The sequence below is a fragment of the Rhodanobacter sp. TND4EL1 genome (assembly GCF_054061035.1).
In genome coordinates this window covers 311,297-337,508 of record NZ_JBSSDT010000004.1, presented here as the reverse complement: position 1 = coordinate 337,508, position 26,212 = coordinate 311,297, and the positions used below count along the sequence as shown (strand labels likewise).

The 26,212-nt window shown below is 60.9% G+C and carries 26 protein-coding genes and 1 tRNA gene; 8 read left to right on the top strand and 19 right to left on the bottom strand.

What is annotated here, in order from left to right:
- Nucleotides 1-45: 45 nt before the first annotated feature.
- The gene (locus ACVWWQ_RS15290; protein WP_133951971.1) at nt 46-1,920 is read left to right on the top strand and encodes an MFS transporter; all 1,875 of its coding nucleotides are present in this window, start codon (nt 46-48) and stop codon (nt 1,918-1,920) included.
- 42 nt (nt 1,921-1,962) lie between these two features.
- Here ACVWWQ_RS15290 and ACVWWQ_RS15285 read toward each other — a convergent pair whose 3' ends face one another.
- The 9 genes from ACVWWQ_RS15285 to ACVWWQ_RS15245 all read right to left on the bottom strand — a co-directional run bounded on the left by ACVWWQ_RS15285 (nt 1,963) and on the right by ACVWWQ_RS15245 (nt 7,814).
- Nucleotides 1,963-2,832 carry a CobD/CbiB family protein gene (locus ACVWWQ_RS15285; protein WP_133951969.1) on the bottom strand — a complete coding sequence of 290 codons (870 nt, stop codon included), beginning with the start codon at nt 2,830-2,832 and terminating at the stop codon, nt 1,963-1,965.
- Nucleotides 2,833-2,921: 89 nt separating this feature from the next.
- A complete protein-coding gene (locus ACVWWQ_RS15280; protein ID WP_457383454.1) occupies nt 2,922-3,329 on the bottom strand; it encodes a hypothetical protein in 408 nt (135 codons plus the stop codon).
- 356 nt (nt 3,330-3,685) lie between these two features.
- On the bottom strand, nt 3,686-4,657 hold the full coding sequence (gene nudC, locus ACVWWQ_RS15275; protein WP_133951967.1) for an NAD(+) diphosphatase: 972 nt from the start codon (nt 4,655-4,657) through the stop codon (nt 3,686-3,688).
- Nucleotides 4,658-4,668: 11 nt separating this feature from the next.
- Nucleotides 4,669-5,037, bottom strand: coding sequence for an iron-sulfur cluster insertion protein ErpA (gene erpA, locus ACVWWQ_RS15270; protein WP_099654512.1), 369 nt, complete (start codon nt 5,035-5,037; stop codon nt 4,669-4,671).
- A 46-nt stretch (nt 5,038-5,083) separates the two neighbouring features.
- Nucleotides 5,084-5,512 (bottom strand): polymer-forming cytoskeletal protein, encoded by a 429-nt coding sequence (locus ACVWWQ_RS15265; protein ID WP_133951965.1) that lies wholly within the window; start codon nt 5,510-5,512, stop codon nt 5,084-5,086.
- Nucleotides 5,499-6,254: a DUF6776 family protein gene (locus tag ACVWWQ_RS15260; RefSeq protein ID WP_133951963.1), complete on the bottom strand. Its 756-nt coding sequence runs from the start codon at nt 6,252-6,254 to the stop codon at nt 5,499-5,501. Before ACVWWQ_RS15260 ends, ACVWWQ_RS15265 begins: the two co-directional genes overlap by 14 nt.
- 100 nt (nt 6,255-6,354) lie before the next feature.
- The gene (gene bfr / locus ACVWWQ_RS15255) at nt 6,355-6,825 is read right to left on the bottom strand and encodes a bacterioferritin (RefSeq protein WP_133951961.1); all 471 of its coding nucleotides are present in this window, start codon (nt 6,823-6,825) and stop codon (nt 6,355-6,357) included.
- A gap of 133 nt (nt 6,826-6,958) precedes the next feature.
- Nucleotides 6,959-7,165, bottom strand: a complete 207-nt coding sequence (locus ACVWWQ_RS15250; RefSeq protein WP_133952067.1) for a (2Fe-2S)-binding protein — start codon at nt 7,163-7,165, stop codon at nt 6,959-6,961.
- Between the two features lie 91 nt (nt 7,166-7,256).
- A complete protein-coding gene (locus ACVWWQ_RS15245) occupies nt 7,257-7,814 on the bottom strand; it encodes an RNA pyrophosphohydrolase (protein WP_099654508.1) in 558 nt (185 codons plus the stop codon).
- Nucleotides 7,815-7,993: 179 nt separating this feature from the next.
- On the opposite strand from ACVWWQ_RS15245, the gene ACVWWQ_RS15240 reads away from it, so the two are divergent.
- From ACVWWQ_RS15240 to ACVWWQ_RS15220, 5 genes are all read left to right on the top strand, one after another.
- Nucleotides 7,994-8,070 (top strand) — tRNA-Met (locus ACVWWQ_RS15240).
- Between the two features lie 162 nt (nt 8,071-8,232).
- Nucleotides 8,233-9,459 carry an integrase arm-type DNA-binding domain-containing protein gene (locus tag ACVWWQ_RS15235; RefSeq protein WP_133951959.1) on the top strand — a complete coding sequence of 409 codons (1,227 nt, stop codon included), beginning with the start codon at nt 8,233-8,235 and terminating at the stop codon, nt 9,457-9,459.
- Between the two features lie 218 nt (nt 9,460-9,677).
- Nucleotides 9,678-10,589, top strand: a complete 912-nt coding sequence (locus tag ACVWWQ_RS15230; RefSeq protein WP_133951957.1) for a hypothetical protein — start codon at nt 9,678-9,680, stop codon at nt 10,587-10,589.
- Nucleotides 10,590-11,123: 534 nt separating this feature from the next.
- Complete coding sequence (locus ACVWWQ_RS15225) at nt 11,124-11,510, top strand: hypothetical protein (protein ID WP_133951955.1); 387 nt, start codon at nt 11,124-11,126, stop codon at nt 11,508-11,510.
- Nucleotides 11,511-11,605: 95 nt separating this feature from the next.
- Nucleotides 11,606-13,126, top strand: a complete 1,521-nt coding sequence (locus ACVWWQ_RS15220) for a DUF3987 domain-containing protein (protein WP_133951953.1) — start codon at nt 11,606-11,608, stop codon at nt 13,124-13,126.
- 289 nt (nt 13,127-13,415) lie between these two features.
- On the opposite strand, the gene ACVWWQ_RS15215 is transcribed toward ACVWWQ_RS15220, so the two are convergent.
- From ACVWWQ_RS15215 to ACVWWQ_RS15195, 5 genes are all read right to left on the bottom strand, one after another.
- Nucleotides 13,416-14,729, bottom strand: a complete 1,314-nt coding sequence (locus ACVWWQ_RS15215) for a YagK/YfjJ domain-containing protein (protein WP_133951951.1) — start codon at nt 14,727-14,729, stop codon at nt 13,416-13,418.
- Nucleotides 14,730-15,114: 385 nt separating this feature from the next.
- On the bottom strand, nt 15,115-16,026 hold the full coding sequence (locus ACVWWQ_RS15210; protein ID WP_133951949.1) for a recombination directionality factor: 912 nt from the start codon (nt 16,024-16,026) through the stop codon (nt 15,115-15,117).
- 14 nt (nt 16,027-16,040) lie between these two features.
- Nucleotides 16,041-17,015: a lambda-exonuclease family protein gene (locus tag ACVWWQ_RS15205; protein WP_133951947.1), complete on the bottom strand. Its 975-nt coding sequence runs from the start codon at nt 17,013-17,015 to the stop codon at nt 16,041-16,043.
- 149 nt (nt 17,016-17,164) lie between these two features.
- Complete coding sequence (locus tag ACVWWQ_RS15200; RefSeq protein WP_133951945.1) at nt 17,165-17,518, bottom strand: hypothetical protein; 354 nt, start codon at nt 17,516-17,518, stop codon at nt 17,165-17,167.
- Between the two features lie 51 nt (nt 17,519-17,569).
- Nucleotides 17,570-17,971 (bottom strand): hypothetical protein, encoded by a 402-nt coding sequence (locus tag ACVWWQ_RS15195; RefSeq protein WP_133951943.1) that lies wholly within the window; start codon nt 17,969-17,971, stop codon nt 17,570-17,572.
- A 236-nt stretch (nt 17,972-18,207) separates the two neighbouring features.
- On the opposite strand from ACVWWQ_RS15195, the gene ACVWWQ_RS15190 reads away from it, so the two are divergent.
- On the top strand, nt 18,208-18,606 hold the full coding sequence (locus ACVWWQ_RS15190; RefSeq protein ID WP_133951941.1) for a helix-turn-helix domain-containing protein: 399 nt from the start codon (nt 18,208-18,210) through the stop codon (nt 18,604-18,606).
- A 180-nt stretch (nt 18,607-18,786) separates the two neighbouring features.
- On the opposite strand, the gene ACVWWQ_RS15185 is transcribed toward ACVWWQ_RS15190, so the two are convergent.
- From ACVWWQ_RS15185 to ACVWWQ_RS15165, 5 genes are all read right to left on the bottom strand, one after another.
- Nucleotides 18,787-19,743, bottom strand: coding sequence for a DUF932 domain-containing protein (locus ACVWWQ_RS15185; RefSeq protein WP_133951940.1), 957 nt, complete (start codon nt 19,741-19,743; stop codon nt 18,787-18,789).
- A gap of 204 nt (nt 19,744-19,947) precedes the next feature.
- Nucleotides 19,948-20,766 carry a hypothetical protein gene (locus ACVWWQ_RS15180; protein ID WP_133951938.1) on the bottom strand — a complete coding sequence of 273 codons (819 nt, stop codon included), beginning with the start codon at nt 20,764-20,766 and terminating at the stop codon, nt 19,948-19,950.
- Nucleotides 20,766-21,251, bottom strand: coding sequence for a JAB domain-containing protein (locus ACVWWQ_RS15175; protein ID WP_133951936.1), 486 nt, complete (start codon nt 21,249-21,251; stop codon nt 20,766-20,768). Before ACVWWQ_RS15175 ends, ACVWWQ_RS15180 begins: the two co-directional genes overlap by 1 nt.
- Nucleotides 21,252-22,064: 813 nt before the next feature.
- The gene (locus tag ACVWWQ_RS15170; protein WP_208321646.1) at nt 22,065-23,402 is read right to left on the bottom strand and encodes a sensor histidine kinase; all 1,338 of its coding nucleotides are present in this window, start codon (nt 23,400-23,402) and stop codon (nt 22,065-22,067) included.
- A gap of 2 nt (nt 23,403-23,404) precedes the next feature.
- Nucleotides 23,405-24,091: a response regulator gene (locus tag ACVWWQ_RS15165; protein ID WP_133951932.1), complete on the bottom strand. Its 687-nt coding sequence runs from the start codon at nt 24,089-24,091 to the stop codon at nt 23,405-23,407.
- Between the two features lie 123 nt (nt 24,092-24,214).
- Here ACVWWQ_RS15165 and dsbD point away from each other — a divergent pair, with 123 nt between their 5' ends.
- The gene (dsbD, locus tag ACVWWQ_RS15160; RefSeq protein ID WP_133951930.1) at nt 24,215-26,068 is read left to right on the top strand and encodes a protein-disulfide reductase DsbD; all 1,854 of its coding nucleotides are present in this window, start codon (nt 24,215-24,217) and stop codon (nt 26,066-26,068) included.
- The last annotated feature ends 144 nt before the right edge of the window (nt 26,069-26,212 follow it).

Sequence of the window (26,212 nt, the reverse complement as noted above, 5' to 3'; positions counted from 1 at the left end):
ATGAATCAATGCAGGCCTGTTGGAAATCTCGGATCAGGACATCGCATGAGTCAGTTCGCACTGCTGCGCAAGCGCCGCTTCGCACCGTTTTTCTGGACCCAGGCGCTGGGTGCCTTCAACGACAATGCGTTTCGCAATGCGCTGGTGATGCTGGTGGCGTTCCAGATGGGTCTGGACGATCACACGGTATCGCTCTACACCAATCTGGCGCCGGCGCTGTTCATCATCCCGTTCTTTCTGTTCTCGGCCACGGCGGGTCAGTTGGCGGAGAAATTCGAGAAGAGCCGGATCATTCGTTACGTGAAGCTGTTCGAGATTGGCGCGATGGTGTTGGCGGCTTACGGTTTTTACACGCATCACACCTCGCTGCTGCTCATCGTGCTGTTCATGATGGGCATGCACTCGACCATGTTCGGGCCGATCAAGTACGCGATCCTGCCGCAGGCGCTGAAGCGCGATGAGCTGGTCGGCGGCAACGGCCTGGTCGAGATGGGTACGCAGATGGCGATGCTGGTCGGCATGATTGCCGGCAACTCGTTGATGCTGGTGGCCGGCGTGGGCCCGTTGCTGGCGTCGGGTGCCACGATCGCGGTGGCGATCGCCGGCTATCTGGTGAGCCGGAAGATTCCGCTTGCGCCGGCGACGGCGCCGGCGCTGAAGTTCAACTGGAACCCGTTCAGCGAAACGGCGCGGGTGCTGGCGATCACCCGCGAAGATCGCGCAGTGTTCAACGCCATACTCGGCATTTCGTGGTTCTGGTTCTTCGGCACCGTGTTGATCGCGCAGCTGCCGATCTATACGCGCGAGACGCTGGGCGGCGACGGTTCGGTCAACACGCTGGTGCTGACCCTGTTCTCGATCGGCACCGGCGTCGGCGCGCTGCTGTGCGAGCGGATGTCCGGCCGGCGGGTGGAAATCGGCCTGGTGCCGCTGGGGGCGTTCGGACTGACGGCCTTCGGTGTCGACCTGTACTTTGCGCGTCATGGCATCGCCGTGGCACGCGGGCTGGACTGGCTGGCTTTCCTGCGTTCCGCGGGCAGCTGGCGGGTGGCGCTGGATCTCACCTTGATCGGCGTGTTCGCGGGCTTTTACGTGGTGCCGCTGTTTGCCTTCGTGCAGGCGCGCGCGCCGCGCGAGAAGCTGTCGCGAATCATCGCCGGCACCAACATCCTCAATGCACTGTTGATCGTGCTCGCTTCCGGCTTCGGACTCGGTCTTGGCATGCTGGGACTGAACGCGCCCCAGATCTTCCTCGCCGCGGCGCTACTCAACGTGCTGGTCGCCTGGTACATCTTCACCTTGGTACCCGAGTTCGTGATGCGTTTCATCACCTGGGTGCTGGTGAACACGCTGTACCGGGTGCGCGTGGAGGGCACGCAGCAGATCCCCGAGGAGGGGCCGGTGCTGCTGGTGTGCAACCACGTGAGCTTCATGGATCCCATGCTGCTGATGGCCAACCTGCGTCGCCCCGTGCGCTTCGTGATGTATTACAAGATTTTCAACATGCCGCTGCTGAGCTTCGTCTTCCGCACCGCCAAGGCCATCCCGATTGCCGGCCACAAGGAGGACCCCGCGGTGTTGCAGCAGGCTTACGATGCGATCGACGCTGCGTTGGCCGATGGCGAGGTGGTGTGCATCTTCCCCGAGGGTGCGCTTACCGCTGACGGAACCATCGCGCCGTTCCGTGGCGGGGTTGAGAAGATCCTCGCCCGGCGGCCGGTGCCGGTCGTGCCGATGGCCTTGCGCGGGCTGTGGGGCAGCGTGTGGAGTCGACGCGATTCCATGCTGCATCGCGCGCGCCTGCCGCGGCGCATCCGGGCGTGGGTGGAGCTGGTGGTGGACGCGCCGGTGTCGCCGCAGCAGGTCAGTGCAGCGACGCTGGAAGCTCGTGTGCGGGAACTGCGCGGCGATCGCCCTTGAGTTGCGTCTTCCGGCGCACCGGTGGCGCGAGAAGCCAGTTGCTCAGCTGATCCAGCCGCCGATCACGATCAGCGCGACGACACTGAGCCACGCCAGCAACGCGCGCAGCAGCGCGCTGCGCAGTCGCCGCAGTTCGGCCAGCGGGTCGCTGTGTTCCTCGGCATAGCCGTCACCAGCCTCGATATCCGTGAGCACATCGGCTTTCGCCGCAGCGCCCAGGAAACCCGGGCCGGCGCTGTACCAACTGGTCGGTGCCGCTTGCTGGTGCCAGCGTCGCCATGCGTCGATCACCGCATCCCAGTGGCCGACCACCGCCAGCGTGAAGGTCAGCAGCTGCGCCGGCAGCCAGTCCAGTGCATTGGCGACGTAACCGGCAGCGCGCTGCGCGGTGGCGTCCAGGTGCATCGCGTCGTCGTGGGTCAACCTTTGCGTCAGTCGATAGAGCAACGCGCCAGCCGGGCCCAGCAAAAAGAACCACAGCAGCACCGCGAAGCGCCGGCGCAATGCGGCATAGGCGGTGGCTTCGCCCAGTGCGGGTGCGTTCCACGCCACAGGCTGGCCCGCGTCGCCGAGGTGCTGCGCCGCCGCTTCGCGGCTGGCGCCGTCCGGTGCGTGCAGGATCGCCTCGATATCGGCCTCGAATTCGCGCGGCCCCAGGCAGTACAGCAGCACTGCCAGTCCGAACAGCAGAAGCAGCAGGTCGCCCAGTGGCGACCGGCTCAGTAGCCAGACCGCCAATGCGCAAAGCGCCACCGGCAGCGCCAGAATCAACGCCACGCGAGCACCGCCGCTGGTGTCGCCGAGTTGCGCCACCCAGCGCCGGAACCAGCCATCGCCACGCCAGCGAGCCAGTTGCGGCATCAGGTGCAGCAAGCCAAGAGCAATCAGGACGATGAGCAGACGGATGGCCATGGGGAACAGCTTCGCAGGGGTTGGTGACCATTGTATGCGACCACCTGCGTGCAACGTGCGCTATTCAACGCAGACCCGAGGCACGGCGCTCAGTCGCCGAAAATGGCCTGATGAGAGATCGCGTCGACCATGTCGTCGTTGGCCGAGTGCGGAACTTGCGGGCCGCAACCGTCTGCTTCCAGCGCTCGGTCGATCAGCTGGGCGGTGATGAATTGGGTGTGGCTCTTCGCCATCTTCATGCTCACGTAACGGCAGCGGCTTGCCTTGGTCAGGGTGCGTACGAGTTGCTGCAGGCTGGGCTTGGTGTCCAGGGCAATGCCGCGAACTCCCGCCTCCTCCGAGCCGGGTAGGCGCGACAGCGTCAGCGCTGCGCCGGTGCGGGCACGAACGGACAGCAGCGGAGAGCGATAGTCAGCCGCTGCGGTGGCTGGCTCGACAATCACGGCTGTCACGGTCGATGCCGGCTCCGCCGGGCTGTTCGGAACGCTCGCGCTCACGGCAACCCGTCGCGGGAGCAGCCTGGCCTGGGTTGCACGCAGCGGTGTCGGGTTTTTCGCTCGTGGCCCGGTCACTTCCGTCAGCAGACGGACTCGCAGCGCTGCGCCATGAGCGGCCCTGTCGTGGGGCGATCGCCGGAGTGGAGTGACTGGTCCGAACAAAAGCGCCAGCACAGCAAGATGCAGCGAGAGGACGAGGCCTGAAACGGCTCCGCGACGCCATGCCGTGCGCCATGCCAGACGCAGGTCCTGCGTTGTCCGTGCCTGCCGAGGCGTGCTTCCATGCGCCATCGCCGATTCCTGAGTGGGTGTGCCGGATCAGACCGCGGCGCCAGCGCCAAGTTCTCGCAGGAAATTCAGCGCGCGGCCGCGTCGACCAGTGCGCCCAGGTCGAGCCCGGCCCGATCCTGCAGCCAGTACGCCAGCAACTGATAGGACACCGACAGCCGGGTGGACGGCACCAAGCTGCCGTCGGCGATGCCGTCGACGATCTGCTGCGGCGTGAACCAGCGGGCGTCCTCCAGCTCATGATCGCGTTTCTCGATGTGGCGCGAGCGTGCGGTGGCGATGAAGCCGACCATCAGCGAGGCGGGCATCGGCCACGGCTGCGAGGAGTGGTAGCGCACCTCGTCGACGATGACGCCGGCTTCCTCGGCCACTTCCCGCCGGACCGCGTCCTCCAGCGCCTCGCCCGGTTCAATGAAGCCCGCGAGGGTGGAATAACGGCCGGGCGGCCAGCCTGCCTGGCGACCGAGCAGGCAGGCGCCATCGTGTTCCACCAGCATGATCACCGCCGCATCGGTGCGTGGGAAATGCATGCGCGCGCAGTCCGGGTTGGTGCATTGCGCGCGATGGCCGGCGGCCACCAGCAGCAGCGCCGCGCCGCAATGCGAGCAGAAGCGGGTCTCGCGCTGCCAGTGCGACAAGCCCTTGGCATAGGCGAACAGGCCGGCTTCCTCCGCATCCAGCAACAGGCCGGCGCTGCGCAAGCTGACCCGGCGCGCATCAAGTGCGCGTTCCAGTTCGGCAAGGTGTTCGGTGCCTTCGGCGACCAGCAGGAAGTGCGGACGTTCATGGGCCATGCCGAGCAGACTGGCGCGGGTGTCGCCGAGCCAGCGCTCGCGTTCATCGACATCAAGCCAGCGCAGCCGCTTGCTGTCGCGGTGCAGGAACGCTTCGCCCGCGCCGTCCAATAGCAGGTAGCGCGCCGCGCTGGAGCGTGCCTGTTCGACAATCCACACCGATTCATCGCGCGATTCCGCCACGCGATCCAGCACCAGGCTGAGCCCGGCGAACGTGTTGGTGGGGGGAAGCCAGGCCCGGTCCATCGGCGGCTCCTTCAGGCGGAGAACGAGGAGCCGCAGCCGCAGGTGGTCTTCGCGTTCGGGTTGCTGATCACGAACTGCGCGCCGCTGAGGTTTTCGGCGTAATCGATCTGCGCGCCGCCCAGGTACTGCAGCGACAGCGGATCGCACAGCAGGGTGACACCGTCACGCTCGACCGCCAGGTCATCCTCGGCCTGGGCTTCGTCGAAGGTGAAGCCGTACTGGAAGCCCGAGCAGCCGCCACCGGAAATGTACACGCGCAGCTTCAGTGCCGGGTTGCCTTCTTCGGCAATCAGCTCATGCACCTTGTGCGCGGCCGCGGCGGTGAAGATCAGCGGCGTGCCGGCGCTTTGGTAGTCGGGAATCGAGAGGATGGTTTCCATGGCGTTCTAGATGGGGGCGTGGCGGTCTGTAGCCAAGCATAGCGCGTCAGGCCGGCACCGCCTCGTCCACGTCGGCATCCTGCTCGGGGGAGGGCAGGTTGCGCTGTGCCTCCTCGGCCTGGCGCGAAATGCGCCCGTTGACCTGGGCGCCGGCGGCCATTTCCAGCGTGTGGTAACGCAGGTCGCCGTCAATCCGCGCCAGCGGCGCCAGTTCCAGCCGCACGCTGACGTGCACGTCGCCGGTCACATGGCCGTTGATCACCGCCTGCGGCACGTGGATCTCGCCGTGGACCTGGCCGTGCTCGCTCAGGGTGAACATGGCGTTTTCACCCTCGCCGATGACGCTGCCTTCAATGCGACCGTCCAGGTGCAGCGCGCCGCTGAAGCGCACGTCGCCGCGAATGGATGTGCCGCGGGCAATCAGGCTGGTTTCGTTGTTGTTGTTCGAGCGGTCGTTGCGTTTACGGTTGAGCATCGTGGTCCCCTTGGGCGGTGGTGATGTTGCCACTCAGCGCGTCGCCCCACGCAACGGCGCGGCTCACCGCTTCCCCGCTGGCAGGCTTTACGGTGATGCGCAGTCGCGTGGGGCGGAAATCCGCCGGCAGCACGATGGTGCCGTGCAACTGCTGGAAATAGGTGAATCGGAACGGCATGCCGTCCTTCTGCGCGGCATCGCCCAGTGCTGCCCAGTCCAGCCGCGTGACCTTGTCGCCACGCAGGCCTTCCACACTGACCTGCGCGTTGCCGGAAATCTCGTCGCCGCGCTTGGCGTTCTGGGTCAGGCTGAGGCTGAGGTTCCAGCCGCGCGAACCGACGATCGGCTGCAGCTTCACTTCCTGCAGCTTCAGTCCTTGTCGCTGGGCATCGCCGCCGACCAGTCGCGAATAAAACCCCAGGTCCGCGCGCAATCCGCTGAGTTCCTCCTCGCGCTGTGCCAGCGTGCCGCGCAGTGAGCGCGTGGCCACTTCATTGACCTGGGCCGAACGTTGCAGGTTGGCGATCTGCTGCTTGAGATCATCCATCTGGATGAGCGAGGCGCGCTGTTGCCGGTTGTCCACCGCAGCCGGCGTATTGGCCTGCCGGTTGAACGCGGTGACGGCGAAGCCGACCAGCAACAGGCTGACCAGCCACGCCAGACCCAGCCACCACCAGCGTCGGCGATGGCCGGTATCGTCGTGGCGGCGAACCACGAAACGCGGTGGGGGTCGTGAACCCATGCGGCTGTTCCCGGGGAAAACCCAAGGTATAGCCCCGGCGTGACGAAAGCGTCAAGGAACGGCAGCACGAATCGCGTGCTCCCGTTCATTGCGGCCGACGTCAGCTCTGCATCTTGCTCTGCAGATACCGTTCCGCACCGATGTCCTTGATCAGGCTGAACTGCGTCTCCAGCCAGTCGATGTGTTCTTCCTCATCGTGCAGGATGTCCTTGAACAGGTCGCGGCTGATGTAGTCCGCGATGCCTTCGCTGTGGGCGATTGCTTCGCGCAGATCCTTCACCGCGGCCAGCTCCAGATCCAGATCGCCCTGCATCGACTCGATCGCGTTCTCGCCGATGCGCAGCTTGCCCAGGTGCTGCAGATTGGGCAGACCGTCGAGGAAAAGGATGCGCTCGATCAGGTGGTCGGCGTGCTTCATCTCCTCGATCGACTCCTTGTACTCATGCTCGGCCAGTTCGGTGTAACCCCAGTCCTTGAGCATGCGGTAGTGCAGGAAATACTGGTTGATCGCGGTCAGCTCGTTGTAGAGCACCTTGTTCAGAAACTCGATGACCTTGGCATCACCCTTCATGGCTTCCACTCCGCTCGTAGTCAACCACGACTATACAAACTCCGCGCCGCCGCCGACGGAATGAGAACGGAAAGCTTTCGCCCGGCAAGCGGAGCAGGCTCCGGCCGGGCAGCAACATCAGCAAAGGGGAAACTCAGGCCGTGACGAGGGGCAACTGGCAGATCACCTGCGACCGCGCCTGCTCGAACGTGGCGCGCGCTTCGCTGTCACAACTGCCGCAGCAGTCCGAGCAGCCAGTGCGCGCCTGCAATTCAGCAAACGACTGCACGCCCGCAGCAGCTTCGCGGCGGATGTCGTGGTCGGTGACGGCGTTGCACATGCAGATATACATGACGCGTATGAGAACGCGAATGCGAATGATTGTCAACAGAAAGTCCCAACGCGATGTCCGGCATTCAGCCAGGTCGTCCGGTCGTCCCGTCCAGAGCCGATCAGGCGACCGCGCGCCCACCCTGCGGTTTCGCCGGCTCATCCGTGCTGTCGCGCGGCGGCAAGTTGCCGAGCTCCACGCTGAACAAGTCCTCGACCAGCGGCGCGAAATGGCGCAACGCACGCTCGTACACCTGCCGCTTGAAGTTCACCACGTGCGCCGCCGGGTACCAGAAATCCACCCAGCGCCAGATGTCGAACTCCGGCTTGTCGCACGCGTCCAGCTTCAGCGCATCCTCGCCACCGACCAGCTTCAGCAGAAACCACACCTGCTTCTGGCCAATGCACGTGGGCCGCTGATGCCGCCGCACATAGCGGTCCGGCAGGCGATAGCGCAGCCAGCCGTGGGTGGCCGTGATCACCTCCACATGGTGCGCCGCCAGGCCGGTTTCCTCCTCCAGCTCGCGATACATCGCCTCCAGCGGTGTCTCATCCGTACGCATGCCGCCCTGCGGAAATTGCCAGCCATCACGATTGACCCGGCGCGCCCAAAACAGCTGCCCGTCTGCATTCAGCAGCACGATGCCGACGTTTGGACGGTAGCCATCTACATCAATCATGTCGCCTCCTGGGGCCGTACGCCGCAAGCTTGCCGCAATGCCGCCGCGAAGTCCCGCCCCCGATTCAACCACAGCCCGCGAAGCCGCAGCAAGCAACACACTTGAACCAACGCTCCCGGCCCACTACACTTCCGCGCCCGCCCCTGATCGTTCCGATCCATCCCGGCGGGCATCCCAATGGCTATGTAGCTCAGCTGGTTAGAGCACAGCACTCATAATGCTGGGGTCGGTGGTTCGAGTCCACCCATAGCCACCATCTCCCCGTTCGAAGACGTCCAGATAAGTCCAGCAAACCCAGTCGTACCAATGGTTTTGGCCATTTCTGTGTCCAAACACGTCCAGTCCAATCCATTGAAATCCGCGGCATTCGACGGTAGCTTTGACGGTAGCTGATCCCACCAGCTGAGGTGCTACCGTCATGCCGCTTTCCGACATTGCCATACGCAAGGCAAAGCCCACCAGCAAGCCATTGAAGCTGACCGATGGGGGTGGTTTGTACCTGCTTCTAAACCCAACTGGCTCGCGCTGGTGGCGCCTGGACTATCGGTTTGAAGGCAAGCGCAAGACCCTGAGCATGGGCGTCTATCCCGACATCGGGCTGAAGGACGCTCGCGAGCGGCGAGACGCAGCCCGCAAGCTCTTGGCTAATGGCGTTGACCCAGCCCAAAACCGCAAAGCCGAAAAAGCCGCTGGAATGGATAGGGCAGCCAACAGCTTCGAAGTGGTTGCGCGCGAATGGCTGGCGCTCAAAGAGCGCGAATGGACCGCAACCCAATACGGCAAAGAACATGATCGGCTGGAAAACCATGCTTTCCCGTGGATCGGTTCCTTGCCTGTCTCTGACGTCGGCGTTGCCGAAATCCGGCCGCTACTCAACCGCCTGGTCAAGCGTGGCCATATCGAGCAGGCGCATCGTCTAAGGCATCAACTAAGCCGGGTGTTCCGCTACGCGGTTGCGACCGAGCGCGGACTCCGGGACCCCGCGGCAGATCTTCGCGATACGTTGCCAGCGCGCCAGCCGCAGAATTACCCAACGATCATCGACCCGGTGCAGGTCGGCGAACTGATGCGGGCGATCGACAGCTTCAACGGCACCTTCGTGGTGGCCTGCGCACTCAAGTTGGCGCCGCTGTGGTTCTGCAGGCCAGGCGAGATCCGCCAAGCGGAATGGGCACAATTCGATCTGGATGGCGAGCACCCTTGCTATACCGTACCTCCGGCAATCCGGAAGCTGCGCAAGGCCGAGAAGGAGAATCCCAAAACCTTGCCGCACATTGTTCCGCTGTCCACCCAAGCGATAGCCATCCTGCGCGAGTTGCACCCCGTCACGGGGCGTGGCCGCTTTTTATTTCCCGGAGCTCGCAGCGCCAGTCGAAACATGTCGGACGGTGCCGTGAACGCGGCGCTGGCCCGCATTGGCTACAAAGGCGTCATTACCGGCCACGGCTTTCGCCACATGGCGCGCACGCTGTTGGGCGAACTCGGGTGGAATCCGGAAGCGCTGGAGCGCCAGCTGTCGCACAAGGAGCCAGGTGTATCGGGTGTGTACAACAAGGCGCAACACCTGCCGGAACGCAGGAAGATCATGCAGGAGTGGGCTGACTACCTGGATACGTTGAAGGCAGGTGGAGCGGCGCTACCGTAGTGCTGGGGGTGAGCCAGACTCCAGCTGAATCTGCATTACAAACGGGCTAGAACCCGATGCAGACGAACTACGCCGGATGAGTCCGGCAACTATCTTGCTTGCCCACGCCAACCTGAGCCGCCATTTTGCGACGTCGCCCAAGCGATGGCCTCAGTGCTTCATTCCAGCCTAGACCACACTTACGCTAGTTCAAGACCAGACCCGTGAGACCGGATCGCATGACCAAGCCACGTCAGAGTGCCATCAACGCTTCTTTGCGCTCATCATCGCGCCCGCTTGTGCCGACTGCGTACGCACCAACCCTACCGCGCCACACCGGCAGATATGACAGCAGCGAGCGCCTGCCGGACCTCGAGCATCTTTTCGACCGTACGGTCAACCAGATTCGCCACGTTCACGATACTCGGCAACACGGATCTAAGGATTTCGAAGAACGATGGAGCCAAGTGTGTAAGGACTTGTCGAAACGTGGAAACGCCTCCGCATATGCTCGGTGGAAGCACGAGAGGGTGCTCGTCACGCTAACTAAAAGGCGCGCGGAAGCTTGGGCAAAGCTGGAGCTTGTCGATCAGTTGAGTAGTGTTGAGTACCACGTTTCTACTGGACATGAAGAACTTCAAGCGGAGAAGGACAAGCACACCACTCTGTGGGCCGATGCCCCCTTGGAGGTCGCAATCGCCTATTGGATAGAGGCGAGGAACGCCTACAACCAAGGCGATGAACCGCGCGCTTTTCACGCACTTGTTGAGTGTCACTTCTACTTTGGAGTCGCGAATTCACCAAGGACAGAGTCCGAATCGAAGAGCACTATCGGGAAAAACGCCAGAAAGAAGGAGCGGGACGCCATCGCACAGGTCGTTGTGGAGGTTATGCGCGGAATCAACGTCGACAGAACGATCCGCAACCAAGACGAACTTCGGTGGAGAATTGTCGATGCGATCGTGAGTAATGCTGCTCATGTTGAGGTGCTGGCTGCCCACGACAAGAAGGCAGTCGCGGGTAAGCAGGTGATAAATTCGACCCGTGATAGGTTCTTTGAAACTTTGCGAAAGTGGATCGTTAACAATGATCAGCCTTATCCCGAGATCACAAAACTATTCAATCGTCTAAGCCAGCAGCTTTCAAAATAGCTGGCTAGCACAAACAGTAAGAACATTAAAGCCAACAGGTAGCTGCTGTGGCTGTTGTTGCTTCGAACTCCTTCAGACTTTCCAGCACCACGAGGCACTAGGGCTTCGTGGAACAAAGGAAAGTCTGATGTCTCATCAAAACGCAGTCCGCAGTGCACCCGCTGCCAGTCGTACCCCGTCACCCCGCCAGATTTCGCACGCCCTATCCACCGCGATGCATGGCTCCGAACCGTCAGAACCCGCCTTCGACCAAGCCTTGCTTGAGCGCCTAGGCGCCATGATTCAAGCCCTCCAGTCCGCCCCTGACCTTGACCAGGCCATTCGCCTGCCAGAGGTTCTGGGAATCGTGGGCATCTCAAAGAGCAGCTGGTATGCGCGTCTGAACCCACGCTCTCCCACGCATGATCCGCGTGTCCCGCGACCCTTCAAGCTCGGCCACTCTCCGAACTCGCCCTCCGTCTGGTGGCGCTCGGCCGTAGTGGCGTACCTCAATGCTTGCGCAAACGCGCAGGCGTCGTACTGAGGATGCCAACTATGAAGGCCGAAAACACTGCTGCCAAGAACGCAGACGCACGGGAAACGCGTGCCGAAAGAGCCATCCGACTGTTGCAAACGACGTCCACTGATCCCTTCCAGCTGAAGCTGCGGGAGTTCAGGACCTTTTATCCAGCCGTGGCCACCGCCCGACACAAGGGAATGAAGACCAAGCAGATCCTCAAGCTCCTGACCGAAGGCGGCCTGAAGCTTTATCCCGGCCTACTGGAGAAGCTGATGGAGGCCACGAAGCAGGCCGAGGGCACGGCCGCCTGCCAGCACTGCGGTCAAACCTTGCAGACCGAGGTCGCCAATACGAACGCCGGCAACCCTAGCCCAATCGATGGCGAACAACATCCGTCGGAACCGCCGAGCGGGCCTGCTTAAGAAGCCCAGGCACCGCTCCCCTGATCGCCGAACGCCACCTCCAACCCTCGGTCTACGGACCGAGGGTTATTTGCCCACATCCACGAGAATCCAACATGAGCAACCTCGAGCATACCTTTCCGTTCGAATTACTTCCCAAGGCTGGCCAATTTCCACTTCCCATGTTTCAAGCCGCCGTTCAAGAATGCCTCAACGAACGCAAGGTTCCCCTAAAGATGCCCTACTTCACCGCAGCTGCGGCTTATTGCGCCGCGGCCCAGCAGCTGGCCAACATGATCACGCCGACCGGCGACAAGCTCGGAACGAATATCTACGCCCTGGTTAGCGCCATCTCGGGCGAAGGCAAGACCGGAGTTCGACTCGACTTCTTCCGTGCCTTCGATGAGGTCAACTCCAAACTCAAGCGTCAGTTTAAACAGGCCGAGGCCCACTACCGGGAGCAAGAGTACCGCTGGAAGCGCGAGGGACAGGTGCTCTCGGCCGAGCTCGCGACCGCGCCCCAAACGGGTTTGAGCGCCGAAGCGATTCAGCTCCGCATCGACGAGCACTACCACCGCAAGCCCGTTGAGCCCTGTGAGTTGGACTTGTCCATGAAGGAACCGAAGTACGCGTCGCTGTTGCTCGCCCTGACCAACTTCCCTTGCACGACGATCGTTTCGGGCGACTGCGCGAAGTACCTCCGCACGACCATCCTTCCCTTCGATACCTTGTTCTGCGACACGTGGAGTTACGAGGTGATCGATGATCCGCGTGTCAGCGTGGCAAGCTATTACCGGGAGGACCCCCGGCTAGCCATGCTGCTGATGATCCAACCGAGCAAGCTTGCCACCATCCTGAAATCCGCACTGGGCCAAGAAGGACTGGACTCTGGCCTTTTTGCTCGCATTGTCTATTGCAACGCCGAACGCACCGGTGGCGGCCGCTTCTTGGACATCGGCATCATCGATACGCCCGTCGAAACTCGCTGCCGCGACGAGTTCAACCTCAACTTGAAGGAACTCCTGCTTGAAGGTGCCCAAGCCATGGCTACACCGGGATACCGTCGCAGGGAGTTGCGCTTCAACAAGGATGCGGCCGAGCTCTGGATTCGCTATTTCAATTTCGTTGAAGAGCAGCGACAGCCCGGCGGACGCTACGAAAGGGCCATTGAATGCGCTGCTAGGCTGGCGGAAAACGTTGCACGCATGTCTGCTGGCTTCCACGTGGCCGAACGATTCAAAGGTGATGAAATCGGTGTGGAATGCCTGTTGTGTGCCATTGCAATCTGCGACGAATCGTCGAAAGACTACATGGGCACTTTCGTTCGGGAGAATCCGGAAGAGGCGGATGCCATGCGCCTGTATGGATGGCTGGTCGAGAAGCTCCGGACCGAGCCAGCCCGCAATGGGGGGCGGGTCCGACGGGAACACGACTTAAGCTACGTCAGCAGCATTTCCCGCCTGGCACCCGGAAGGCGTATGCGCGGCAAGAGCGTCCACGGACTGATTGCTATCCTCGTGCAGAAGAAGCTGGTTGAAATTCGGTTTGTGCCGGTTGGCAGAGGACAGACCGCCGAGAAGATTCGACTCCTCGATCTCCCAAGCCAATGGCCCCAGGAAAAGACGGAGGCAGCCTGAACCGTGCTAATTGTGCGGACCGATTGCACAATTAGCACGGTCACGGGGGAGGATGTCCGCCATCCTCCCCGTCCCGTCAGCCCCTCACCGTTCCCCTGTCCGCCCCGGGCGCCACGCCCCCTCATGAGGCCGGCGAACGGATAGGGGACGTCGCTGGCCGATCCGACCTGCCATACGAAGAAAGGACTGATCCGCATAGTCTGCTGCGGTCTTCGTCGATGCTTCGCCGCATTTTCTTTCCGCGTTACACACGTTCGCTTCCGCATGTACGTATCCGGCGTGCCTCGGTTCACGCCGGTACGCGCAAGGCCGCCCGTGCAGACGGCAGGCGACCCAACCGAAGCTGTGGCTCGAACCCGGGCGGATATTTGCTGCGCTTGCCGCCCAACATGCGTTTGAGAAGCCCAAGGCTGTCATCGCGTCGGCGAGGCCTGCCGCCGCGGCTGCATCCAACCTTCTTGCGTTCAGAGCGCCGGAAGCACTGGCCTTTGTCGCCGATCACCTTGAGCACGCAGTCCTGCTTGGTGAGGTAGTGCAAGGCCTTGCGCAGGCCGACCATCTTTTCCCAATCGTCCAACTCCAGCATTCCCAGACCATCGTAGTCGTACTTCGCACGATCAGCCCAGCAGTTGTAGTAGCTGCCTGGTCCCTGCCCGGTATGGCGGGCCCAGGCCTCGCCCAATTTCTGAGATAGGTAGCCACCATTACGCTGGAGATTCCCATCGCAAATCACCATCAGATGCCAATGCATGCCCCGGACCGCACCGGTTTCGCACTTGATGACGTAGCCCAGATACCCAGGTAACAAATTGCGCTTGCACGCCTTGCCCCGCAGCCATCGCAACCATCCGTTGACATCTTTCTCCGCCTTAATCACATCGAAATAGGGGGCACAATACAAATCGAGGCGAAGGATCAGCAGGCGAGAGTGCTTGTCTGCCAAGTGGCAGATGAACTCACGAGCACTGTTGAAGTTGTCCTGCGCCTTCCTCTCTTGCGCCTTCAATTCGTTGATGAAATGTCGGGTCCTGCAGGCCCTGCGAACGAATCTTGCCAACTTCTCCAGCAGCCGTGCCAACTCCGGTGCCTGGGCGGCACCTTGGTTTTCCCACTGAACGATAGAAGGGGCGTAGCGCTTCATCGCCCTTAGCATCACCGCCGTTACCGGATTGAAGACGTGGTTGGCATACGCCACACCCCAATCGACTCGGTACTGGTTACAACATTGGACGATCTTGCGCCCCAGGACGCTGAGTTTGTAGGCCTGCGGGTGTCCACCGCTGCATATCCCTGACGCACGCGCGCACACTCCACCTTTGTCGTGCAGCAAAGCCTTGTGGAGCATTGGCAGCGCATTTTCGGTGAAGCCCTTGAAGAGAAGGTCCTCGGTCGTAAACCACACCGACTCCTGATCGGTTGCGTAGTACTGATCGGTGCCTGCCATCTGAACCAAGCCGTTCCGCGTTTTCATCCGGACACATGTTTCGGCCAACATGTCCCGGTTCTCCTCAGATCGAATGATTTGATGGATCTTCGAAGCCGTTGGGAACGCATCTTTTGCTTCGCTCGCGTGGGATGATTTTGATAGGTTCTTGCAGAGCATGGGTTATCCGTTGATGGCGACTTATTCGTTCACATGTATTTGTGGTGACGTAAGGAATTACAGGGGCGGAGTGAAGCCGTGACTCTTGATCCATGCCAGGGTGTCTATTGGATGATCGCCATTTAATAACTCCTATAGAAGCTCCAATAGAAAGTCTATAAATCCGTAATTCGCCTACGGGATGAATTCGGGAAAGTATCCATTGCCAGCAGTCGAACAGGCCCGCTTCTCTGCATGTGTTCAGTTGGTCAGGAGTGTCGAGTTAGCGTGCGCTCAATACGTCCTGAAAGGTCGCCACGCGCTGCACGCGAAAAAAATGAAGCCAGTCCATGACGAGGAGGGCGCCAAAGCGCCCTCCCCGATTCTTTACCCCACCGTGTCGTGGCTACCGCCACCCGCCACTCGCTATGCGAGCCACCCTTGCGTCCAGCTTGCTTCCGAGGCTGGTCGGCACTTTGTTGGGCGACGGATCGCTGGCGTCTGCCGCCGGACCATCTGGGTAGAACTCCTCAACGATCGCCGGAACATCTTCTTCCTGTTCCTCGAACGCGCCATTGGCGAACCCTTGCCGCGCGGCCTCGTCCAGCGCAGCTTGGTCGAACCCGCTAGCCTGCCGCCGCAGGTCCAACTCCCGCGCCTCCTCAACGGCCTGCTCAAGCGTCACGCCAGTGCGCACGACCAGGTCAACGTAATAGATCGGGGTGTGGAAGCTCATGGTGGTGGACTTGCCGCGGAGTTTCAGTTCTAACGGCATGCACGCCAGCAGGTCGCCGGAAACCGCCCTGAAGTACTCCAGTCGCGCCGCAAGCGTGCGGATGGTGTTGTATGACGTGGTGCGCAACACGAAGCTACCCAATGCATCTTCCTGGCCATCTCCAATCACTACATTGAGACGTGCGTAGGGCTTGCAGTCGCCGTGCCCGAATGTGCAAGTATCCGGCCCGGGGCAGGCCAGGCTGGCAATACCTTCCTTCCCAGTGCGGTGGCAGGTCTCGCCGTTGCCTACGCATACCGGCCGGCCCGTAGTGCGATCAAACAACGAGTAGTCTGCGCGCAGGTTCAAGCTAGGATCATTGAATAGCAGTCGCACCGGAATCGCGCGCAGCTTGCTGCCTTCGGATTCCTTGCGGAGCTTTTCGTCAAGGGGATGCAATAGCCATCCGTCACGGCCCTGGATCTGGCTGGTCAGGGTGAATTGGTCATCTTTTTCCGGCAGTCGCTTGCCGTTGCGTTCGACCACTCGGCCGATCGAAATACGCCCGATCGCGGGCGGTGTAATCGCAAAACCTTTTAGCATGTCGCTATCCTCTTTCAGTTGTCGGAAGCCCGCGACAGCACGAACCGGCGTGAACCGGGTCGCGCCACGGTGTATCTCGCTGCAATATCCGGGTGATTGGCGGCAAGCTGCTTGGTGTCGAGTGTTGTTCCGTCCTTGGACCGCCTGAATGTCACGATGCCGTGGGGAAAGAGCGCCTTGCTGGCGTCGCCCATGGCCTGTTGGATTGTCTGTTTGAGTCGTTCCGCCTCGCGCTCCTTCGCCTCAAGCTCTGTCTTGAGCGCTGCCAAAGAATCAAAGGCCTGCCCCAGGTTTTCATCGCCGGTGAAGTCAAGGCTCGTGTCGTTGCCGCTATAGAGCTGTCGCAAGGCCCGTGCTGAAGATTCGCTGCCATCGGCCGGCGGCTCGATGTCTTGCTCCACACACTCCCAGAACTTCGTTTCGAGCAAGATCAAGCGGGCGATCAGGTTGTCGTCCCTTTCGATGCGATGAATTTCCAGCTGTTGCCCGCACAGCAGCACGGCAACGTCTGCAGCCTGCTTGCCCGTCACAGCGAGCTGATGCTGCACCTGCAGTTGCACATACTCGGGTACACCCTCTCGCCACAGGCGGGAGCCAAACTCGCCCGCTGTCTTGCACTCCAGAATCTGCACTTCCGGACTACCCACCACCTCACGGTCAATGTTCGCCAGCATGAACGGGAATGTCGGATGCTGGAGCACGGCGTTGAGCTTTCGTACCCGGCGTCCTGACTTCCTCTGGTAGACGGTGGCGACGTAGGGCTCCAGCAACGTACCCCAAAAGCGAGAGTCATCTGCACCTTGGCCTTCTTCGTTTGCCGCTGCTCGCCCGGTCTTCTCGACCCAAAGGTCCAACTGGCTCTTGTAAGGATTCAGGCCTACGGCGGCCGCAGCGTCCGAGCTGCCAATGCCACCCTTGCGTACATCTAGCCACTGGTGCCGGTCGAGCGTGCGCGTGTCGACCAGCCGCAATGCAGCTTGCTTCTTCATTTGAGGCCTCCAGAAAGAAAAAGCCCGGCCAGTGGCCGGGCGTTATGCCGCTTGTGACAAGCGGGCTGCTAGGTTGTTTCCGTACCCTCAGTTGCGTTCCGTCCATCGCCGGCCAGCATCAAGGAGCCGGCCGAACTTGCAGAAGCAGCTCAGGACTGATCCCCGCTTGTGGATACTGGCGCTGAGGTCTCCCGAATGACGCCGATCTGTTTCAGCTTTATCTGTCCCGACAGGAGCGGGCTGATGACCATATAGGTCAAGCATGCCAGCACTGACAGCCACGCTTCCATCACAATCGTGCTGATTACAAACAGGCTATGAAATGCCCAGAAGATGATTGGGGACAAGATGCCGACTGCCTTCCCCAACTTGATCCGGTTGACCACCACATTGTTCTGGAAATACGGAAGGGGGAGGCGGCCCTTCTTCAGGCTCAAGTAGGCTCTCAGCGTGACCGGGATGATGAAGAAAATCAGAAGTAGGGTGTAAAGGAGAAAGCCCATGTTGGTCGTTCCTATGACGTGTGAATTTAATGATGGCTTCTGTCAGTGCACTCAGAAGCCCATGGCGTAGCCAAGGATTGGATCGAGCATCTTGCTTTGGTACTCGATCAATACGTTCCCGTCGGCTTGGTCGGTATCCACCCGATACTTGAAGTCCATGTGTCGTTCGCGATCGAGGTAGGCGTAGGTGATTCGCGCATCGCATTGGTAGCTGTCGATGTCCTCGTCGTAACCCAACGTACGGATGTTGGATATCTCGTAGGTTTCGGCGATGTCTTGAAACTCTTCGGCGGTTCCCCGAGTGGTCTGAGACGCGTACTTCTCGACCTCTGCCACAATGGCTTCGTGGAGCACGTCGAGGGTGTCTGAGGCACCGCAGTCGGGTGTGCCTCCTGCACAACCAGTCAGAAAGGTGGATGCCACCATGACGTAGGCAAGAAGGAATCTCTTCAAATGTTTCCCCTGTTCGCATAATTGATATTAGGTTGCAGATGGCAGTCATCGACTCGGCTTGAGGCACGCGAGTCCACATGCTCGATGCTGGAAACGCGCTTGAACCTTGTCCCGCTGATCACTGCAGTTCCCCCTGTCAGTAACCTTGCATATGGCTTACGTGACACGTAGAGTCTACCCGGGGCGTAGGCTGTAGGTCATCCTGTCGGCATGCGTTCAGCGCTTCCGTCCAGCCTATGAGTGCCCCATCCGCGCCCCGTGGCGTGGTGGCTGCGCGTTTGCGCCAAGCCCGCCAACTGCGAGGCTTCAGCCAACGTGAAGTTGGGGTGCGTATGGGATTGGACAAAGACACTGCATCAGCCCGCATAAGCCGGTACGAGAGCGAGGCCATGGCTGTCAGTCTGGATTCCCTTTTCGAGTTGGCTCGCGCGTTGGACGTCCCGCCCGCTTACTTGCTGGCTACTACGCAGGCGATGGCCGACGCCATCTTGTTCCTGGGCAGCCAGAGCGAAACACAGCAAGTGAAGCTGGCCGAAGCTTTAGCGGCGCTGGTCAAGTTACCTGTTGGTCAACGCAAGGCGTTCGCTGAGAAGCTGCTGAATGCAGAAAGCCGTGAGCGAGCCCAAGCGCGTTAAAAGTGCTCTGATTTATTTGCCCGATTTCCGCCATTGGGGCATCCTTGTTTGTACCCGGCGCAAAGCCATGGAAAGTAAATCCCGGCCTGTGGCCGGGATTTACGTCGTTTGTGAGACAGGCGCATGGTTGTGTTTCCGTCGCGCCATCGGGGTCGTGTCCAATCCATCGAAGGTTTCTCTTCAGGACACCAGCTTCATCACTTCATCCCAAGCCCGCTGCTTGATCTGAGCTCCCGGCCCAAACCATGCAGCATCGCGACGGTGATCATCGCTGCGCGCCCGTCGGTGGTGATCGACGAACTCGGTCACGCTGTTGACCAAGCCCCACGCCGTGCCACGACTGGAAGCCATCAGCGCACCGCGGCCACCGCCCTCATACAGCGAACGGACTGTGGCCAGAGCCTGTTCGTTGACCACTGGTGGCTTGCCGTCCGGTGCCGCGTAGGTAAGCACCCGACGCAGCAGACCCTCCACCGAGTCAGGATCTACTGGACGATCGACCAACGCCTTCATACGGACCACGAAGCCATCCCAGGACGACACGGTGATCCCCAACTGGCGTTTGACCGCCTCTGCATCGAACTGGCTGCGGTGTGGCACCTTGATGGCGCCGCTGGTGTTCCCCAGTGCGATCTGCAGGGTGTTGTTGCAGACCACTCTCACCGAAGTGAACTGCGCCGTCGTAGCCAGCGTGCCGTCGCAGGCCGTGGCCAGCAAGAGATAGCCATCCACCCTGTCGCGACCTTTGAGCATGCTGCTCTGGCCGGTCTTGGCCAGTGCCCAGAACTTGCGCCCCTCGCGCAGCACGCCTGCGGTTTCCAACTCGAAGCCGTTGCAGGCGGTCAGATCTCGGTAGAACTCCAGGATCTCGCCTGGCTGCACCACGTGAAAGCGCTTGGACACCACGGCCAGCGGAGCCTTCGTATCCGAGCGATACAACACCTTTTGCTGCGGGAAGGTATGGATAACCCCGACATTGTTGTTGCCAGAGATGTAACGGACTTCCGACTGCTCAATCTGCCAGTCCATGCCTGCGTTCTTCTTCCAGACATCGATGGGCTGCTGCGGGGCAAGCTTATTGCCCAGGCCATGCCAGGACTTCTCGCCGGTGTAAGCCATTGTTTCAACCAGATGCATGTTTGTTTCCTCGTAAGGGGGTGACATAAAACGCACAAGGCCCGGACATGCCGGGCCTCGTGCGTTGTGTTTGTGACGTTGTGGATCAGGGAACTTTGAGGTCGGTACAGCGAGTGCATCGAACGATGCCCACCAAAACGGCTGTAGCAACCACCAGGACGCAGTAGATCGTGTCGAGTTTGCCTGTCATGAGTCAGGTATCCCTTACGGACGCTGCGAAGCGGAGCGTCCAAACGCGAAGCCGATAATTTCCGACTTCACTTGAGTGATATGTGGGTGAGATTTTTTGGGATCGACTTCCCGAGTCTCAGGCTGAGAACCACATGTCGCAAAATTCCAGCTTGGAACAGGGAGTTTGTGCATGGCCGAATAGCCACCAGGGATTGGGGTGCAGTGGTCACGCCCGTTCCTCTCGTCGGCGCAGGTAGTCGTGAATGCGATAGAGCCGCTCAATCCCGGGGTGTTGCTTTCCACCAATCCCTCGATCCGTCCATTGCACCGGGCACTCTCCATGAGACCGGTCTCGTCCAGCTCGCTCCGGGTCTCCCGCACGTACGCCTCGATCAGGGTCTGCAGCTGGTTGTGATCCCACCCCTCCACCTCGCCCCACGTGCGCCAGTCGGGCGAGTAGAACGAGATGAACCCGCTGCGAGACGTATGGCGATCCCTGGCAACCTGATCCAGGGCGGCGGGCGAGGTCGTGCGCAGCATCCGCCGCGCCTCTTCTGGTGGAAGTTCGATGAACACGCGATCCGTTTCGAAGTTGTAGAACGTTGGCGAGTCCCTCGATTCGAACCGAGCACCATCGATGCCCACCTCTTCGCAATAGGTCTCCGCAAACGCCCTGGCGAACGCGCGATGAACCGCCGACCAGTCGCAGGCACCGCTCACGCGATCGGTCAGGCCCGGACAGAAGTCACCATGGTCATTGGTGAACATTGCTTCCAGGGCATAGCTCAGATCGGCATCGTGGTGGGAGCCATAGAACCCGGCGAAGGGCAGCGCCACGGTGAGCATCGTCATCAGATCAGTCCCCTGTCCGCCATGCTGACGCACTCGCTACCCACCACGATGTGGTCAAGGACACGTACCCCGATCAGCCGCAGCGCTTCGCGAAGCTCGTGGGTGAGCATACGGTCGGCCGCACTGGGCTCGGCCACGCCACTGGGGTGGTTGTGCGCCAGGATCGCCGCACTGGCGTTGATGGCCAGCGCCGCTCGCACCACTTCCCTGGGGTGGACGCTTGCTCCATCGACAGTGCCGGTGAAAAGCTTCTGGCAATCGAGGATCCGGTGGCGGTTGTCTAGCCACAGGACGTGGAACTCCTCGTGCAGGAGCGGCCCCAAACGCATACGCAGAAAGTCGCTGGCGTCCATCGGAGTGCCAATGCTTCCTTGACGTTCCAGTCGGCACTTCAGGATGGCTTCGGCTGCGGCGAGTACGTCCTGCTCGGTCGTTTCGCCGGTGAGCTTGTAGCGGGTGTGGGTCAACGATTGCGCGAGTTGCATGACGAACTCCTTGATAACGGCATAAACGCATAGAGCCCGGCGGTGAGGCCGGGCTCTATGCGTCGCGAGGACGTGGAAAGGGACGACACGATGGTGGCCGCGGCCGCACGATGCAGTCAGTGGGGCCGCGTCAGTTCGGTGCTGGGCCCGTGCGGGCGACATCAAAGACGAGGCCGCAGGTTTGGCACCGGAAATTGGCGAGCAGCACCTGGTCAATCGTTACGCCGATCGCCGGTCTGCTGCTTTCCATCGGGGTGATATAGGTTTGAAATTTGTTTCAATCGCCAAATGGCCCACTTGACCGTCCCGATACCCCTTAAAAGCAGTCTCTAAGCTTTTTTCTCTTCATCAGATGCGCGTGCTGGACAATTATGATCGGAGTTCCGGTACCCAGCGATCACCTTGCTGCTTGACGCGTATCAGCGTTACGTTTCTGATCAGGTTAGGGTGCTAAGCATCGTAGGCAAATGCGTGCAGTCCGCACAAGTTCGCAGACAATTCAAGCTGAGATGCTGGTCGCCAAGCCTGGCTCGTGTTTCGGTAAACAAGGGTTGTTTTACCGATGCTGATCAGCCGCGAAAGACGGTTCTCGACTCCGTTCCTCCCGGCGGTGACTGTCCGTGCCCAAGGGCCGCTCGCCGACGAGCCACCGCCATCGTCGGCGCGCGGATTTTAGCTAACCGAGCGCGTTGGTGTGTCGATGCTAGAGGTTATGGAATTCGCCGAGGGGCTGATTCGGCCAGTAGCTCCGAAAGTGAGTGAACCACTACCTGCCTCAGGACGCGATCGATTGACGCGTCGGGCTCGATACCATCATCGGTGTTCATCTGCATGAGCACGGGGCAACGATAGGCGAGCGATTAGGCCACCGGTGTCCGGTGCTTCGAAATCCAACGCCCCATCGAAGCGTTTAGCGATCGCGGCCGTGATCGACAATCCCAGCCCGCTGCCTTTCACACCGCGCTGACGCCCATGTTGGTCATTGCCTTTACGCCAGAAGCGCTGAGTCAGATTTTGCGTGCTCTGGCCCGATGGCCAGTCACCCTGATCGCGCACCGTAAACACAAGTTGCGCCGGTGTGGCTTGGATATCCAGTGCGACCCGCTCGTTTTTCGATGTATGACGCAGTGCGTTTTCGAGAAGATTACGAAGCGCTGCTGTGGCCAACTCTAGAGAAATGCCGACCGCAATATTGGGCGCGGCATTGTCGAGCGCCACGCGCGCACCATCGACAAGATCCGCCAATGTGGTGTCCACGATCAACGCAGAAACTGCTGGTGCATTTTCGTATTGACTTCGGTCGGATTCGACACGCGCCAGCAAGAGCAACTGTTCCAATGTTCGCTGTAATCGGGCGATTCCAGTTTCTGCATTGGCCAACGCAGCGCGCGCCTCCCCGGCTGGCAACCGGCTGGCCAACTGGACATGCGTCTTGATGGCTGTCAACGGGGTGCGAAGCTCATGCGCAGCGTTACTGGTAAATCGTTGTTCGCGCATCAGCATGTCGCCGGTACGCACCAGCAACCGGTTGAGGGTATCGATCATCGGCGTCAGCTCGACGGGCACATCGTCGATCCTGATTGGCGTCAGCGTCTCTGGATCCCGGAGTGACAGCTCGCCACGCAAAATTTCCAGCGGTCTTAGTCCCCGACGTATGCCCAGCCAAAGCACGGCGAGGCTGCCCAACAACGCCACCGCGAAAGGAACGGCAGCGACCACGACAACGTTGCGCTGCAGGGTCACACGTTCGGCCAGTCGGTCTGCCGTCGTTATATGCAGGCCGCTCTGGACATAGGTGAACAATCGCCAGCGCTGACCGTCGATGACACGATCGGTGAAGCCCGCTACCGGTGCATCGAGTCGGCCAGCGAAATCGCCATGCGTGCGCATAAGTACTTGGCCTCGTGGCGAGCTGATCTGGCAGGCGACGCCCGTGCTCTGCGGCATGGACATCATGGGCTCGCCGACTTGCGCCCATGCGCCTTCCGGAAGTTGCGCGACCAGCCCCGCCACCATGCGCGCGGAGGCGGCCAGCCGCTGATCGAGCGTCTGGCGCATCTGACCGCGCAGATCGCTATATAACCAGGCTGCCGCAAGTACCCACAGTATGCAGAATGACAAGCCGAGACTGACAAGCAGGCGTCGGCGCAAGCTCACTCTGCACCGCCGCCATCGAGATCGTCCGGCTCGCCGAGCCTGTAGCCCAGCCCGCGCACGGTCCGGATGAGCCCGCTACCAAGTTTGCGGCGCAGGTGATGGATATGCACGTTCACGGCATTGCTCTCCACCTGTGTGTCCAAACCGTAGAGGCTGTCCTTCAGCTGTTCGATATCGAGAATCCCTCCGCGCGCGTTAAGTAATTTTTCCAGCAGCGCGAATTCGCGCCGTGGGAGCTCCACTTCATGCCCGTCGCGCCAAACTTGACGGCTGTGAGTATCGACGCGCAAGAGACCATGCTCGATGAGCGGGCGTGCTCGCCCGGCGGCCCGCCGCAATAGCGCATGCAGGCGCGCGGTCAGCTCATCCAGATCAAAAGGTTTCAGCAAATAATCATCAGCACCGGTTCGCAAACCGGCGATTCGATCCGCGATGCCGTCGCGCGCGGTCAATACCAGAACCGGTACGGTCTGGCCTTGGGCACGCCAATCTCGTAGCAAAGTCAGGCCGTCGGCATCGGGCAAACCGAGATCGAGCACGACGACATCACTCTGCAGGCTCGCAAGAGACATTCGCGCACCAGCCGCAGTCGCGACCCAGTCGACTGTGAAACCAGCGACCCGAAGCCCAGTATCGATACCTGACCCCACTAGTTCATCGTCTTCGATCAGCAGTACATGCATGGCGTGCTAGCGAGTGGCCGGGCCACAGTATACCGGCTGCCATTTCGCACAACCTGGACTCAGTTAATCCTGACTTAATGATCGTCGGCCAAGATGCCGGATTCTTCGGTCAACTGAGTTCAAATGTCCCGTCTAAGCGCCTTCTTTGCCGTCGCGCTCGCTGGTCTGCTCCTGATGCTGTCTATGCCGGCGATGGCGCAACTGGGCGGCAGCGATTTTCTGCCGGTGGATCAAGCATTTTCCCATCACGTGGTGGCCAATGCCGACGATACGTTGACGATCACGTGGGATATCGCCCCTGGATACTATCTGTACCGGCATCAGTTCAAATTCGAAAGCGAGGCAGGGCCTATTTCCGACGTCCAGATGCTTGACGGCGAAACGATCGAAGACGAGTTCTTCGGCAAATCCGAGGTGTACCACAACCAGGTGGCGGTTACCGTCGATCCCGGCGTGGCGCGCACGCTGGACATTGCCTGGCAGGGCTGTGCCGAAGCCGGACTGTGCTATCCACCGCAGCACGCCACGCTGGATGTTGCCGACTACGGCATGGGCGGTGGCAGTAGAACCGACAGTGTCAGTAGTGGAAACGACTCCTCCACCGCGACCGCGGTGTCCAATGGAAATAGATCAGCCAGCGCCTCCGATCTCGGTCAGGATCAATCCCTGGCCGCAAGTCTCTCCCGCGGCAATGCCGCTTGGGTTCTAGGCGTGTTCTTCGGCCTCGGGCTACTGCTGGTGTTCACCCCCTGCGTGCTGCCGATGGTGCCGATTCTGACCAGCTTGATTGTAGGTAGCGGCGCGAGCGGACGGCGTGGGTTTGTCCTTTCCGTAGCTTATGTTTTGCCAATGGCCGTCACCTATGCACTATTGGGCGTAGCGGCGGCGCTCGCCGGGGCCAACCTGCAGGCGTCCATGCAGATACCGTGGGTACTGGGTGCTTTCGCGCTGATCTTCGTCGTTCTTGCACTTTCCATGTTTGGTGTCTACGAGTTGCAGCTTCCGGCAGGCTTGCGTGATCGACTCAATAGCGCGAGCAATCGTCAACGCGGCGGTCACCTCGGTGGTGCCGCCATCATGGGCGTTTTGTCGGCGCTACTCGTCGGTCCGTGCATGACCGCGCCCTTGGCTGGGGCCTTGTTGTATATCGCCGATAGCGGTGACGCCGTGCTGGGCGGCAGCGCCTTGTTCGCGCTGGGCCTGGGCATGGGCGCACCACTAATCGTCGCTGGGACGATCGGTGCCCGTCTGTTGCCCAAGCCAGGCGCCTGGATGTCCGGCGTCAAGGTTGTATTCGGCTTTGTGCTGCTGGGTACGGCTATCTGGTTCGTCCAGCGCGTGGTGCCGGACAACATTACGCTGGGACTCTGGGGAGCATTGCTGGTAGCCATGGGCGTCACGCTCTACCTACTGGCGGGGCATTCGACGACACCAACCCGGCCAGTACCCATGATCTCACGTGTCAGCGGACTGCTGCTCGGCCTCTGGGGCGGATTGCTGGTCGTCGGCGCGGCCGGTGGTGCCGCCAGCTTTCGCCAGCCGCTGGCTTTTACTTCGACAGCTGCATCGTCGCCGACCGCATCCTCGGCGAAGTCGGATGATTTCATGGATCGTTTCAAAGGCGCGACCGATCTGAACGACCTGAACGCGAAAATCAACAAGGCATCCGCCAATGGCCAGTGGACGCTGGTGGACTTCTACGCCGACTGGTGCATCTCCTGCAAGGTGATCGAGAAGAAGGTTTTTGGCAAACCGCAAGTCCAAACCGCGCTCGACAAATTTCAGTTATTGCGTCCAGACGTCACAACCAATGGCGCCGCCGATCGCGCGTTGATGCAGCACTTCAATATCATCGGCCCGCCGACCATTTTGCTGATTGGCCCCGATGGGAAGGAGCGTCGCGCGGCCCGTGTGGTCGGCGAACTGGACGCGGATGAATTCCTGCAACATCTTTCCCGCGCCAAAGACAAATTTTGACGTTGACCCTTATCGTTTCCGGCGAGTTCGCCGGAGGAGGCTTTGCCATGAAGTGTCGTGATTTCCATTCAGAATGTCTGGCAACACCCAATGAATTGAGTGAGGCGGCGTGCACACATGCAGGCCAGTGCACGCGGTGCGCAG

Excerpts from the sequence above, each read along its gene's own strand:
- ACVWWQ_RS15290 (WP_133951971.1), top strand. The coding sequence starts at position 46 with ATGAGTCAGTTCGCACTGCTGCGCAAGCGCCGCTTCGCACCGTTTTTC.
- ACVWWQ_RS15285 (WP_133951969.1), bottom strand. The coding sequence starts at position 2,832 with ATGGCCATCCGTCTGCTCATCGTCCTGATTGCTCTTGGCTTGCTGCAC.
- nudC (WP_133951967.1), bottom strand. The coding sequence starts at position 4,657 with ATGGACCGGGCCTGGCTTCCCCCCACCAACACGTTCGCCGGGCTCAGC.
- erpA (WP_099654512.1), bottom strand. The coding sequence starts at position 5,037 with ATGGAAACCATCCTCTCGATTCCCGACTACCAAAGCGCCGGCACGCCG.
- ACVWWQ_RS15265 (WP_133951965.1), bottom strand. The coding sequence starts at position 5,512 with ATGCTCAACCGTAAACGCAACGACCGCTCGAACAACAACAACGAAACC.
- ACVWWQ_RS15260 (WP_133951963.1), bottom strand. The coding sequence starts at position 6,254 with ATGGGTTCACGACCCCCACCGCGTTTCGTGGTTCGCCGCCACGACGAT.
- bfr (WP_133951961.1), bottom strand. The coding sequence starts at position 6,825 with ATGAAGGGTGATGCCAAGGTCATCGAGTTTCTGAACAAGGTGCTCTAC.
- ACVWWQ_RS15245 (WP_099654508.1), bottom strand. The coding sequence starts at position 7,814 with ATGATTGATGTAGATGGCTACCGTCCAAACGTCGGCATCGTGCTGCTG.
- ACVWWQ_RS15235 (WP_133951959.1), top strand. The coding sequence starts at position 8,233 with ATGCCGCTTTCCGACATTGCCATACGCAAGGCAAAGCCCACCAGCAAG.
- ACVWWQ_RS15230 (WP_133951957.1), top strand. The coding sequence starts at position 9,678 with ATGACCAAGCCACGTCAGAGTGCCATCAACGCTTCTTTGCGCTCATCA.
- ACVWWQ_RS15225 (WP_133951955.1), top strand. The coding sequence starts at position 11,124 with ATGAAGGCCGAAAACACTGCTGCCAAGAACGCAGACGCACGGGAAACG.
- ACVWWQ_RS15220 (WP_133951953.1), top strand. The coding sequence starts at position 11,606 with ATGAGCAACCTCGAGCATACCTTTCCGTTCGAATTACTTCCCAAGGCT.
- ACVWWQ_RS15215 (WP_133951951.1), bottom strand. The coding sequence starts at position 14,729 with ATGCTCTGCAAGAACCTATCAAAATCATCCCACGCGAGCGAAGCAAAA.
- ACVWWQ_RS15210 (WP_133951949.1), bottom strand. The coding sequence starts at position 16,026 with ATGCTAAAAGGTTTTGCGATTACACCGCCCGCGATCGGGCGTATTTCG.
- ACVWWQ_RS15205 (WP_133951947.1), bottom strand. The coding sequence starts at position 17,015 with ATGAAGAAGCAAGCTGCATTGCGGCTGGTCGACACGCGCACGCTCGAC.
- ACVWWQ_RS15200 (WP_133951945.1), bottom strand. The coding sequence starts at position 17,518 with ATGGGCTTTCTCCTTTACACCCTACTTCTGATTTTCTTCATCATCCCG.
- ACVWWQ_RS15190 (WP_133951941.1), top strand. The coding sequence starts at position 18,208 with ATGAGTGCCCCATCCGCGCCCCGTGGCGTGGTGGCTGCGCGTTTGCGC.
- ACVWWQ_RS15185 (WP_133951940.1), bottom strand. The coding sequence starts at position 19,743 with ATGCATCTGGTTGAAACAATGGCTTACACCGGCGAGAAGTCCTGGCAT.
- ACVWWQ_RS15180 (WP_133951938.1), bottom strand. The coding sequence starts at position 20,766 with ATGACGATGCTCACCGTGGCGCTGCCCTTCGCCGGGTTCTATGGCTCC.
- ACVWWQ_RS15175 (WP_133951936.1), bottom strand. The coding sequence starts at position 21,251 with ATGCAACTCGCGCAATCGTTGACCCACACCCGCTACAAGCTCACCGGC.
- ACVWWQ_RS15165 (WP_133951932.1), bottom strand. The coding sequence starts at position 24,091 with ATGCATGTACTGCTGATCGAAGACGATGAACTAGTGGGGTCAGGTATC.
- dsbD (WP_133951930.1), top strand. The coding sequence starts at position 24,215 with ATGTCCCGTCTAAGCGCCTTCTTTGCCGTCGCGCTCGCTGGTCTGCTC.